Source organism: Rhizobium sp. LjRoot258 (assembly GCF_964254185.1).
In the GTDB taxonomy this organism is placed as follows: domain Bacteria; phylum Pseudomonadota; class Alphaproteobacteria; order Rhizobiales; family Rhizobiaceae; genus Rhizobium.
The window spans coordinates 815,216-826,549 of record NZ_CAXUST020000002.1 but is presented as its reverse complement, the minus strand read 5'-3'; the positions used below and the strand labels follow the sequence as shown (position 1 = coordinate 826,549).

10 protein-coding genes are annotated in these 11,334 nt (G+C 60.2%); 9 read left to right on the top strand and 1 reads right to left on the bottom strand.

Going from position 1 to position 11,334, the window contains the following annotated elements; translation table 11 throughout:
* Nucleotides 1–33: 33 nt before the first annotated feature.
* Together ACSQ9D_RS24730 and ACSQ9D_RS24725 are read left to right on the top strand one after the other, a co-directional pair.
* Nucleotides 34–1,236: a M20/M25/M40 family metallo-hydrolase gene (locus tag ACSQ9D_RS24730; protein WP_436284515.1), complete on the top strand. Its 1,203-nt coding sequence runs from the start codon at nucleotides 34–36 to the stop codon at nucleotides 1,234–1,236.
* Nucleotides 1,237–1,430: 194 nt separating this feature from the next.
* Nucleotides 1,431–3,266, top strand: coding sequence for an SLC13 family permease (locus ACSQ9D_RS24725; protein WP_436284514.1), 1,836 nt, complete (start codon nucleotides 1,431–1,433; stop codon nucleotides 3,264–3,266).
* 132 nt (nucleotides 3,267–3,398) lie between these two features.
* On the opposite strand, the gene ACSQ9D_RS24720 is transcribed toward ACSQ9D_RS24725, so the two are convergent.
* Nucleotides 3,399–5,120 (bottom strand): hypothetical protein, encoded by a 1,722-nt coding sequence (locus ACSQ9D_RS24720; protein WP_436284513.1) that lies wholly within the window; start codon nucleotides 5,118–5,120, stop codon nucleotides 3,399–3,401.
* 586 nt (nucleotides 5,121–5,706) lie between these two features.
* On the opposite strand from ACSQ9D_RS24720, the gene ACSQ9D_RS24715 reads away from it, so the two are divergent.
* Genes ACSQ9D_RS24715 through ACSQ9D_RS24685 form a run of 7 tightly spaced genes read left to right on the top strand, consistent with a single transcriptional unit; the run spans nucleotide 5,707 to nucleotide 11,282 of the window.
* Entirely contained in the window at nucleotides 5,707–6,237 is a 531-nt protein-coding gene (locus tag ACSQ9D_RS24715; RefSeq protein ID WP_436284512.1) for a Na+/H+ antiporter subunit E, read from the top strand.
* The gene (locus ACSQ9D_RS24710) at nucleotides 6,230–6,490 is read left to right on the top strand and encodes a monovalent cation/H+ antiporter complex subunit F (RefSeq protein ID WP_024317365.1); all 261 of its coding nucleotides are present in this window, start codon (nucleotides 6,230–6,232) and stop codon (nucleotides 6,488–6,490) included. The genes ACSQ9D_RS24715 and ACSQ9D_RS24710 overlap by 8 nt, the downstream gene beginning before the upstream one ends.
* A gap of 13 nt (nucleotides 6,491–6,503) precedes the next feature.
* The gene (locus ACSQ9D_RS24705; RefSeq protein ID WP_436284511.1) at nucleotides 6,504–6,746 is read left to right on the top strand and encodes a hydrogenase subunit MbhD domain-containing protein; all 243 of its coding nucleotides are present in this window, start codon (nucleotides 6,504–6,506) and stop codon (nucleotides 6,744–6,746) included.
* On the top strand, nucleotides 6,739–7,083 hold the full coding sequence (gene mnhG / locus ACSQ9D_RS24700) for a monovalent cation/H(+) antiporter subunit G (protein WP_072377224.1): 345 nt from the start codon (nucleotides 6,739–6,741) through the stop codon (nucleotides 7,081–7,083). Before ACSQ9D_RS24705 ends, mnhG begins: the two co-directional genes overlap by 8 nt.
* Complete coding sequence (mbhE, locus tag ACSQ9D_RS24695) at nucleotides 7,080–7,772, top strand: hydrogen gas-evolving membrane-bound hydrogenase subunit E (RefSeq protein ID WP_436284510.1); 693 nt, start codon at nucleotides 7,080–7,082, stop codon at nucleotides 7,770–7,772. Before mnhG ends, mbhE begins: the two co-directional genes overlap by 4 nt.
* A gap of 22 nt (nucleotides 7,773–7,794) precedes the next feature.
* Nucleotides 7,795–8,163: a sodium:proton antiporter gene (locus ACSQ9D_RS24690; RefSeq protein ID WP_436284509.1), complete on the top strand. Its 369-nt coding sequence runs from the start codon at nucleotides 7,795–7,797 to the stop codon at nucleotides 8,161–8,163.
* Complete coding sequence (locus ACSQ9D_RS24685; RefSeq protein ID WP_436284508.1) at nucleotides 8,157–11,282, top strand: proton-conducting transporter transmembrane domain-containing protein; 3,126 nt, start codon at nucleotides 8,157–8,159, stop codon at nucleotides 11,280–11,282. The genes ACSQ9D_RS24690 and ACSQ9D_RS24685 overlap by 7 nt, the downstream gene beginning before the upstream one ends.
* The last annotated feature ends 52 nt before the right edge of the window (nucleotides 11,283–11,334 follow it).

Sequence of the window (11,334 nt, the reverse complement as noted above, 5' to 3'; positions counted from 1 at the left end):
ACGAATAAACACTCGAATGAACGGATGGATATCATGAGCAACACCTCTATCCCTCTCGACGTCGCCGCTGCGGAAGACCATCTGATGCGCTTCTTATCGGTGGAGGGCGTCACCGGACAGGAAAAGAACATTGGCCTTGCCGTCTGCGACGTTCTGAGGAAGATCGGCGTCCCGGAGACGGCCATTCGCTTCGACGATGCCAACAAGCGCATCCCGTTGCCGACCGAGACAGGCAATCTGATCGTGGATATTCCAGGAACGCGGCCCGGTCCTCGGCTTCTTTTTTCCACGCACCTTGACACGGTGCCACTTTGCGCTGGCGCCAAGCCTCGGCGCGAGGGCGACCGCATCGTCTCCGACGGTACCACCGCGTTGGGCGGCGACGCCCGAACCGGTGTGGCGGTTCTCGTCGTGGTTGCCGAGACGCTGATCAAACACAAGTTGCCGCACCCGCCAATCACGTTGCTGTTTACGGTACGCGAGGAAAGTGGGCTGCACGGGGCACGTGAGCTCAACCCCGCTGATCTCAACGGCGCTGTGATGTGCATCAACGTCGATGGCCAAATGGCCTCGGACCTGATTGTCGGCGCCGTCGGCCAAGAAAACTGGGAAGTCGAGATCACAGGCCGTGCGTCGCACGCAGGTGTCGCGCCGGAGAAGGGTATTTCGGCAACCCTGGTCGGCGCCATGGCTTTGGCCGAAGCAAAGCACAGCGGCTGGTTCGGCAAGGTGGTCAAACCGGACGGTCGAGGCACCAGCAACGTCGGCATTTTTGGTGGCAAGGGCAATAAGCCTGCCGGCGATGCGACCAATGTCGTGACCGACTATGCGTTCATCAAGGGTGAGGCGCGCAGCCCTGAGGCGACGTTCGCGACGAAGATTGCAAACGGCTACAAGGAAGCCTTTGCCAAGGCTCAGAGCGAGGTGACGGACGATCAGGGCGACAGGGCCGAGGTGAAATTCAGCCATCAGGCATCCTATCCGCCCTTTGAATTGGGCAAAGACACGCCAATCGTGAAACGCGCGACGAGAGCGCTGCAGATGCTCGATATCGAGCCGGTGTATGTCTTTTCGAACGGGGGGTTGGATGCCAATTGGCTCGACAGGCACGGCGTTCCCACCATCACCATTGGGGCCGGACAAGCAGAAATTCACACCATCAAGGAATATGTGAACCTCAAGGAATACGAGAAGGGCTGCCGTCTGGGCGTGCTTATGGCGACGCTCGACGATTGATGGGTTCGCAGGGCCGTGTGCCTTGGACGGCTGCAGCAGGTCCGGCTGTCATGATGCACTTGGCTGCAGTCATCGCGCCTCAGCCAGCCTCGGTCGATCCAGGCCGAGGGTGACGGAAGCTTGGAGCTATCGATGGTTGCGCGATTGGGCGCGACTGCGCTGGACGGTTAGAGGCACAAACAGGAGCAAGGCGATTGAGTCCAATAGCATACACAGCGACTATCATCGCCGTTGCCGTCGTTCTGTTTGTTTGGAACAAGTTACCGGTCGTCTTTGTGGCCATGCTGACTTCGCTTGCCCTGTGGGCGAGCGGTGTCCTGACGATCGGCCAGGCTCTCGGCGGTTTCGGTGATCCGGCGGTCATCTTCATCGCGTCGCTTTTCGTTGTCAGCTCCGGACTTGAGGTCACCGGTGTGACCGCCTGGGCCGGACAACTGCTGATCCGTGGCGCCGGCGAGGAAAGCCGGACGCGCCTTCTCCTTCTGACGATGGCACTGGTGTCGGTGCTCACCGCACTGATCAGCGTCAACGGCGCAGTCGCGGCCCTCTTGCCGGTCGTGGTCGTCATCGCTGTTCGCCTGCGGCGAAACTCGTCGCAGCTGCTCATGCCGCTGGTCTTTTCCGCGCATGCAGGTTCAATGCTGGCGCTGACGGGAACGCCGGTAAACGTGCTGGTGTCGGAGGCAGGCTTCGACGCGGGCGCCGGTGGCTTCGGGTTCTTTGAATTTGCGCTCGTGGGTATTCCGCTTTTGGCGGGCACTATGGCGATCATCATACTGTTCGGAAAGCAGCTGCTTCCCGAACGCAACGGCGCGACCATGCCCGCCGATTTCAGCCATCATGCCAAGACACTTGTCGAGCAATACGGGCTTGCGAGCGGCATATACCAGATGCGCGTGCGCGCGAGCTCGCCTTTTGTCGGCCTCGCGCCCACCGGGGTCGATCTCTTGGCGCATCAGGGGTTGCAGCTTGTCGCCATTCAGGAGGGGGAGACCGCCGGCCCGCTCCGAAGACCTCATATCGCAGAGGGGGATCATCTTCTGCTACATGGCGAGCCTGACGTCGCAGCCGCATTCGCAGCCGCGATGCATCTCGCCTTTCGCGACGAGAAGGCGACCGGTCACGGCGAGGAAACCTTGTTCAATCGCAGTTCGGGTCTTGCCGAGGTCGTCATCCCGCCGCGCTCGGGGCTCATAGGCGAAACGGTTTTTCCTGGCATGGTCACCGACAGCGGCGATCTGATCATTCTGGCGATACAGCGCGCCGGCGCCGCGATCGCACCCGGCAGTTCCACCAAGGATGCAGGCGGCATCGCGTTGCAGGCAGGCGATACAATGCTACTGCAGGGAACCTGGAAGGCACTCGATGTTCACCTCAATGACCCGGACGTTCTGGTTGTCAATTCGCCTGAGCTTGTCCGCCGTCAGGCTGTCCCGATGGGGCCGGGCGCGCGCCAGGCAGTCATCATCCTGATCGCGATGGTTCTGCTGCTTGCCACCGGCATCGTGCCGCCGGCGGTCGCTGGTCTGCTTGCTGCTGGTGCAATCATCCTGTCAGGGATCATGAGTGTCGAGCAAGCCTATCGCGCTGTGGGCTGGACGACTGTCATCCTCGTTGGCGCGATGATGCCCCTTTCGACTGCCATGGTGCAAACAGGTGCAGCGAAACTGATGGCAGAGCATCTCGTAAACCTCGTTGGTGATGCAGGTCCAGTCGCCCTGCTCGCCGGGCTGTTTATCCTGACGGCGATCATGGGGCAGCTGATCAGCAACACTGCAACGGCACTGATCGTCATCCCGATCGGCGTGGCGGCGGCAACGGCCATGGGGATTTCTCCGCGTCCGGTGCTGATGAGCACAGCTGTTGCTGCAGCTGCTGCCTTCCTGACGCCGATCGCAACACCGACGAACCTGATGGTGATGGGCCCCGGCGGCTATGCCTTCAACGACTACTGGAAGCTTGGATTGCCCTTGTTGATCTGGTTCTTTGTCGTTTCAGTATTCATCGTGCCCTTGATCTGGCGCTTCTAAGGTTGCTGGCGTGACGATCCGGATCGCGGGACGCGCCTGCTCAGGTTTTTCAGGCGACACCGTTGGACACATAGCGGAACGGGAACGGTCTCAGGCCACCGTGGAAACGGCGGGAGATCCTCACGTTCTCGCCTATTGTGATTTCACCAGCCCCGAGAAACCGGCGACAGCCAGAAGGCTGAGGGCCCAGCCAATCACCGACTGGAAGAAATAGTATTTCAAGGTGAACGTGCCGTTTGGCTTCATCGAGTCCGGTCGCCAGTAGTCCTTTTGCCCGATCGACGCCACCGGCAGGAGAACATCCAACGAATACATGAGCGCACTGAACTCAGGGTAGCTGGCTGCTTCCGGTTGATTGCGGAAGCAGGTGAGCTGGTTCTCCCCAACCTCGGCACGTCCCGTCAAATCCTGCCCGCTTGATGGCATGAAGCGGCTTTCGGTTCGTTGGAGATCGCACATCGTCCATTCCGGGGAACGTAGGACGACAGGACTGTTTGGTTTCATTGCGCCGCTGCGATAGGCGATAGCAAAGACGCCGGTGCCGATCGCCCAAAAGAGCATGAGCCAGACCAGCGCCAGAAGGGGTTGCCGCCCGTAGCGTAGGGTCACGGCAAGGACGGCATCCACGACCCCCAGGAATGCGCGCAGCATGGGATTTTTGGCGCGCGCCCGACGTGCCCGCCGTTGCAGTCGCTCCTTGGTGATCAGGACGGCGCGGGCATCCTCGTCATGCCCCATTTCCCGCAATACCATCGACAACTGCTCGTAGGGCTGCGGCCAGAAGTCCGCCTTCCAACGGTCAGGCGTCTGGCGCGACAGCCAGTCGAGCCGGCTTTCCGCATCGGCCGGTCCGCCGATGAAGGCGTACTGGCAGCGATTGAGAAGCAGGTCGCCTGTCTTCGGCCAGCTCGTTTGTTCGTCGTCGATTGCACCGATCATTGCGGCCGTCAGGTCCAGCGTGCCCTCGATGGATGCGTTCTGTCGCAGAAAGAATGAGCCGTCGATGGTGGTACGATTGAGCCGCAGCGCAAAGCCCCCCGGCTGCGACAGTGACGCCGACGTGCAATCGATGTCGCCACCGAAGCGGGCACCGAGCAGGCGGGTCTCGCCGATAATGGTAGCCCCCCGCAAGGCGAGGTCACCTGCCGCTATGATCGCGTCACCGTTGAAAACGACTTCACCCGGGCGTTCAAACCGGGCACCGACCGCGTTGACGTCGCCGCCAAGGCGAACCGCAGAAAGATTGATGCCGCCACGCACATCGGCACCGCGTAACAGAACACCACCTCGGGTTTCCAGTCCATCAGCGTCGAGCGCGATCCCGCCGGGCGCAGCGATCGAAACGCCGTCCGCCTCTACGCTGCCGCCGATCCGCGCGCCGGGAAGGCGGATTTCGCCTGTTACGATCGCGCCGCGAAGCGAAAGGCAGCCGCGCGCTTCGAGCCTATCGGCCTGAAAGCCGGGTAAGGCCGAGCCGTCCAGGAAGAGATTGTCGATGATGGCGGAGCGCAACACTGGCGAGGCTTCGAAGTGGCAGTCCTTGAGACCGATGTCGCGAGGAATCCGGCATCCTTCAAGATCGAGAATACCAGTTATCCAGGCTCCGCTCAGCCTCAGCCCTTTTTCATGCAAACGGTAGCCATCGCTGCCGAGGATGAGATAGCGCAAAAGGTCCGCCCGCACCGTTCGCTCGGGGTCTTCCCGTTCCGGTCGTAGACCGTCGCCCAATCGGTCGAAGTCTCCTAGCTGCAGATGTGCAACCACCTTCGCTTCAGCCGCGCTGGGCGGGTGAAACTGAGCAAGGCCGGGTACGACGGGAACAGCAGATCCTGATTGCGGGGCCGTCTGATTCATGAAACCGGTATCCGTTTGGGTTCGGCTGCGGATATTGATCGAACACTGTTCTGCCAGAGAGGAAATCTGCCGGACTTGCACACCGGTCGATCGGCAAGAGAGGCGTGGCAATTCATACGATCGTTCTCCTCCATCATGGCATTCGCCGATCCTGGCCGATCAGCGTGTCTTACCACAACGCGATCGTGGCCAAGCCACCAATCAAACGGGTCGATTCCGCAAGACCGACGTTTCAACGACATCGGGTTCGGCGCTGCCTCGGCAATGCGATAGGGGCGGCATTTTTTCAGCCGCCTGATTGACCCGTCGCGTGATTGATTTCGCCGTTTTTGAGTGTTGGTCAAGAGGTGTCGCCGAAATGCGCGCTGATGGGGCGGCATATCGGACCAGAAGCATAGTTTCTGGATTCAGTGCCGATCACAGCCCGACATACGCGATGCTAAAGTGTCGCCAGGACGCATCACGGCCCATGCGATCGGTGAAAAGGCCGGATACAAATCGGGCCCTGCAGGGGCATGCATGAAGTAAGTTGGCCCGCGGGGACTGCGCGCTACTACTCCATCCTAACCCGTCGAAAGCCTGCGCGATGCCAGAAAACCACGCAACACCGCAGTCACGCGCATCGGGATTGCCACAGGGCCTGATCCTCCTCTGGAGCTTCCTGCTCGTCGTCTGGCTGGTGATCAATTCATCGGTGGAACCGCCGATCGTGGGCGTCGGCGCGCTGGTATCGTTGGTCGTGGCGGTGATTTTCATCCGTCGTGGCGATGTCTGGCGGATCAAAGTGACCCCGCGCAAGATCTTTCATTTCATTGCCTATACCGGCGTCTTCTTGGTCGAATTGGTGAAGGCGAACGTCAACATGCTTCGCTATGTCTACGCGCCACGCATCGACATTCGTCCCGGGATCGTCAAGATCAGGATGCCGCTCAAGTCGCCGATCGGACGGCTGGCGCTCGCAAATTCAATCGCGCTCACTCCGGGCTCGCTGGTGATGGATCTCAGAGGCGATGCACTCTTCATTCATTGGCTCGACGTCAAGACGACCGATCCGGAGGGCGCGACACGAATGATAATCGGGCCTTTCGAAAGGCACTTGGGGGTGGTCTTTGGCTGAGATCATCCTGCAGATCTCCGTCGTCTTGATCTTCTTCAGCATCGTCTTCGGCGTGCTGCGGCTGATAATTGGCCGGACAGCGATCGATCGGGTGGTGGCCATCGATATGCTGACGGTCGTCACGATCGCGCTGATCGCGCTTTATGCCCATATATCCGGGCGCTTCGTCTATATCGACGTTGCTCTTGTCTACGGTCTCCTGAGCTTTCTGGCGGTCCTTGCCATTGCCCGCTTTCTGGAAAAGGGGCCGTAGCGAGATGCTGGAGATGCTGATCCTATTGGTATGCGGCAGCATTCTGGTGAGCGCAGTGCTGGCCGTCGTGCTCAGCAATCTCATGGCGGCGATGGTCAGCGCCGGGCTGGCAAGCCTGTTTGCGGCGGCGTCTTATGTGCTGTTGGCTGCGCCTGACGTCGCCATGGCCGAGGCTGCCATCGGGTCGGGCCTTGCAACGCTGATCTTCCTTTATGCGATACGCAGGACCAGCGGCGGAGGACCTGTCGATGAGTGATCTGATTGGCAGTCTCGTGATCCTCGTTGGTGCGTTTTTCCTCTTCTCGGCGGGTGTCGGTCTGTTGCGCATGCCAGATGTCTTCACGCGCATCCAGGCGGGCACCAAGGCCTCGACGCTCGGCAACATCCTGGTCCTTGCCGGGCTCGGAATCTATCATCCGGACTGGTCGTTGAAGCTGCTGATCATCGCCTATTTCGTGCTCATGACCAATCCGCTGTCGTCACACGCGCTGTCGCGGGCCGCGCATGCAATCCGTACACCGATGGCGGCCACGACCATCGTCGACGCTCTGCGCGACGAGAACGACAGCGCAGCCGAAGAGGGCTCCGTATGAGGCGCGCGTTCAGCCTACTCGCCGTGCTGGCATTCGGCGTCATCTTTGCTGGGCTTGTCAGCCACTATGGCGAACGCCAGACGCTCTCTGCCTTGGCGGTGCATTATCTGACGCAGGTGCCGGCGGATCTTGGCGCCCCCAATGTTGTGACCGGAATTCTGATCACTTTTCGAGGCTTCGACACATTGGGAGAGGTTGCAGTGCTGTTCATGGTGGCCGCGAGCGTTGGCTTGCTCTTGGCAAGTGAAGCCGATGAGAAGTCATTTTCCAAGCCTGTTGGCGTGACACAGGGGCCGAGTGAACTGGTGCGCAACGGCGCAGAGGTGGTGCTTCCTCTGATCTTCCTGTTCGGTGCGTATGTTATCATGAACGGCCACTTGTCGGCCGGCGGTGGTTTCCAGGGTGGCGCGGTTGTTGCCTCCGGTGTGATGCTTTTGATGCTCGCCTATCCCTCAGGGCCGATCCATCATGCTTTCCTCAGCATCACGGAATCGCTCGCAGGCGTTTTCTATGTCTTGATCGGCATTGTCGGCATTGTCTTTGGCGGCGGTTTTCTCGACAGCCATATTCTGCCGCGCGGTAGTTTCGGGACGCTCTTCAGTGCCGGGGCCATTCCGCTGATATCGGCTCTGCTGGGTATCAAGGTCGGTGCCGAACTTAGCGTCATCATCGACCGGTTTCGCAGTTGAACGACGAGAGACGGGGAGCGCGATGGGGCTGCCGATATCACAGATACTTCTCACGACGGGATTTCTTCTCGTGCTCATCGGCTTCTGGGGCATGCTCAGGCATCGCAACATCCTGCGCATCATCATCGGCTTTTCACTGATCGATACCGGTATGCACATCGTTCTGGTGGCGACCGGCTATGTAAGCGGCGGGACGGCGCCGATCGTCGACGAGGCGCTCAGCGTTTCAGATGCGGCGGCGCACGCAGTCGATCCCATTCCTGCCGCGCTGGTCGTGACTGCTATCGTCATCGGCTTTTCGGTCACCGCGATCATGTTGTCGTTCGCGATCCGGCTGCATGCCGTCAGGAAAACTCTTTCGATCGACGTGCTGACGGAGTCTAAATGGTAGACAGCCTCCTCCAGCCACTGAACATCTTCCTGCTTGGCCTTGGCGGTGGATTTCTCATTCCCCTGCTCTACCGCATCGCCAAGCGGTTGCCGGCGGTGGGCTTTGTCGTAGCACTTCTGGGCATGACCAGTATTTCATGCGTCTGCCTGTGGGCTATCCACAATGGCCGGCCGACCTTCGAGATTTTAACCGCGGGCAGTGTGCCGCCATTCTCGATCAATCTGCGCTTTGGGCCGTGGGAGGGTTTTTTCTCGTTTTGCGTCAATGTCGTCGCGCTGCTCGGTGCCTGGCACCTTTGGGCGCAGTTGCGCTCAAGCTATCCGGCGCTCTTGCTCTACCTGATCCTGATCATGGGCATCAACGGCATGGTCATGACTCGCGATCTGTTCAACCAGTTCGTTTTCCTGGAGATCATGTCGATCGGGACCTATGGGCTTCTCGGGCTTGACCGAACGCCCGTAGCGCTTGCGGCCAGCTTCAAATACATCATGGCGACGGTGCTTGCCTCGTCCTTCTTCCTGTTGGGAGCCGGGCTTCTCTACCATGTGACCGGCACGCTCAACATCGACGACATGATCACCAACCGGGCGGCAATCACCGGCCCGATCGGCGTGACCGCGCTCATCTTCGTGCTGGCCTGCCTCGTGCTGGAACTGAAGCCGTTCCCGGCCAATGGGTGGGGGCTCGACGTCTACGAGACGGCGGCCAGCGGCATCGCGGCGCTTGTCTCTGTCGGGGTGTCGGCGGGTGTGTTCTTTACGCTTTTCAAGCTGCTGCCGCTTTTTGGCGATCACCTTGGCATCCTCGCCGTATCGGGTGGGATCACCTTCCTGTTTTCCAATCTCGTCGGGTTGACCCAGACGAGCGTGCAACGGATGCTCGGTTATTCCTCCATCGCGCAGATGGGGCTTCTGATGCTTGCGCTGGCGCTGCTGCATCAGCTTGGGGCCGAGCAGGCGCTGCCGCTGGTGGTCGGGGGCCTCTTCATCAACCATCTACTCGCGAAGGCCGGTCTGTTCTGGCTTGCCGGCCTTGTCGAGCGCCGTGAGATCGGCGGTTGGGCCGATGTCGCGGGCAATCGTCTTGTGCTCTCCATCCTTGCTGTGTTTCTGGTCGCGATTGCCGGCTTGCCGCCATTTCCGGGCTTCTGGGCGAAATGGGAGCTCGTGATGCAGGCGGCGGCGGGCGAGCGATATATCTGGATTGCCGTCATTCTGGTCGGGTCGCTGCTTGAGGCAGCCTATATGTTCCGCTGGTTCAAGCAGGCGACGCGGCCGGTGCCGAGCCAGTTAGATAGTGGTTTGTCGGCCGCCAACCTGACGCCCATCACCCTGCCGCTAACCAGGTTGGTTCCAGTGATGGCCAGCGCCGTTCTACTGCTTGTGAGTGGCTATGTGGCGGCGACCTTTTCTGGCGCGGCGTCGCTGTGGCTTGTCGGACCTCTTTGCGTTGGTGGCGTTCTGTACCTTTTCGACGGGCTTGCCGGCCGGATCAAGTGCGTGCTGATGCTAGCGGCGGTGCTGATTGTCGGTCTGTGGATCGCAGATGATATCGAAGGTTTGCGCCGACTGTTCGCCGTACTCCTCCTCGCAGGCGGCATGGTCATTGCTTTCGCCAGCCTCTATCGCTCCGATTCTCGCCGAGGCTTCTATCCGATGATGGCGATCCTGCTGCTGTCGATCGCCAGCCTGCTGCGCGCCGCCACCAGCCTTGAGTTCTTTTTCCATTGGGAGATCATCACCCTTTCTTCCTATTTCCTGATCGCGCAGCGGCCCGGCGCCCACCCTTATGTGCTGCAGTTCCTGCTGTTTTCTCTGGTGTCGGCGTTTTGCCTGCTCGCGGGCTTCGGCGTTGCCACCAGTGCCAACGGCAGCACGGCGCTTGCTGCGTTTGCCACGGCTGGCTCGGATGCCGCGCCAGCCTTCATGTTCCTCGCGATCGGCTTTCTGATCAAGGCCGGGGCGGTTGGCGTCCATGTCTGGCTGCCGGGCGCCTATGCCGAGGCCGATGATGATCTCTCGGCGATGCTCTCCGCCGTCATCAGCAAGGTGGCGGTCTTCGGCTTGTTTATGGTGACTTATCTCGCCATTCGCTCAAAGGTTGGGCTCGAGATGGCGCATGTGATGGGTTGGATCGGACTTCTGACGACCATCGCTGGTGCAGTGATGGCGTTTCAGCAGAACGACCTGAAGCGCATGCTCGGCTATTCCAGCATGAGCCAGATCGGCTACATCATCACGGCGATCGCGTTGATGAGCCATCTCGGCTGGGTCACGGCGTTCTACCTGGTCGCCAACCATCTGATGGTGAAGGGCATCCTTTTTCTTGCCGCAGCCGCCGTCATCCTGCGCACCGGCACGCGCTTGTTCGATGAGATCGGGGGCCTCGCCCGAAAGATGCCGCTCACCTTTGCTTCGGTGGTCATTGCTCTTATCTCGATGTCTGGTCTGCCGCCGCTCGCCGGCTTCGGCGGAAAATGGCTGCTGTTGAGTGCGATGGTGGACAGACGTTGGTACGGCCTTGCGATCGTTGCTGTGGTCGCGACCTTCATTGGTTTTCTCTACATGTTTCGCTTTGCCTATGCGATCTTCCTGGGGCAGCGAAAGCCAGCGCACGATGAAATCACGGAAGCGCCTTTGGCGCTGCTGGTGCCGCAGTTCGTCCTGGTTCTGGCAATTCTCCTGCTGTCCTTCTTCCCGAAGCTGGTGATGGATCCGGTGTCTTCCGCGATCGACCCATACTTCGCGTCGACGCTGGTCTGGCAAGGCATGTCGCTGGAGACCATCTATGGCTACTGGAACCCCTTCCCCGTCATGGCCGTCAGCGTGGTAATCGCAATGGTGCTGCTTGGGCTGTTCCTGTTGATCTATAGAACCCGGCGGGGCCGCTCCATTCCTGTCAGTACCGCGCATTTCTACGCCTTCTATCGATCAATGTTTGCGCCGCTCGTTACGCCACTGGCAAACGTCGTCTGGGATGGGCTTTGCGATCTGACTGTCGGTGCGGCGCAAGTGGTGCGTAGGGTCTACACCGGCAATGGCCAAACATACGCGCTGCACGTGCTCTACTATGTTATTGCCTTATATCTGTTGGGCACCTTGGGCTTTCTCGCAGCTTGATAAGCGGTTAGTGCGCGCCGCTGAACGGGTGAAGTCTTGGCGACGTCGGTCG

Coding starts and splice junctions, on each gene's coding strand:
- ACSQ9D_RS24730 (WP_436284515.1), top strand. CDS start 34: ATGAGCAACACCTCTATCCCTCTCGACGTCGCCGCTGCGGAAGACCAT.
- ACSQ9D_RS24720 (WP_436284513.1), bottom strand. CDS start 5,120: ATGAATCAGACGGCCCCGCAATCAGGATCTGCTGTTCCCGTCGTACCC.
- ACSQ9D_RS24715 (WP_436284512.1), top strand. CDS start 5,707: ATGCCAGAAAACCACGCAACACCGCAGTCACGCGCATCGGGATTGCCA.
- ACSQ9D_RS24705 (WP_436284511.1), top strand. CDS start 6,504: ATGCTGATCCTATTGGTATGCGGCAGCATTCTGGTGAGCGCAGTGCTG.
- mnhG (WP_072377224.1), top strand. CDS start 6,739: ATGAGTGATCTGATTGGCAGTCTCGTGATCCTCGTTGGTGCGTTTTTC.
- mbhE (WP_436284510.1), top strand. CDS start 7,080: ATGAGGCGCGCGTTCAGCCTACTCGCCGTGCTGGCATTCGGCGTCATC.
- ACSQ9D_RS24690 (WP_436284509.1), top strand. CDS start 7,795: ATGGGGCTGCCGATATCACAGATACTTCTCACGACGGGATTTCTTCTC.
- ACSQ9D_RS24685 (WP_436284508.1), top strand. CDS start 8,157: ATGGTAGACAGCCTCCTCCAGCCACTGAACATCTTCCTGCTTGGCCTT.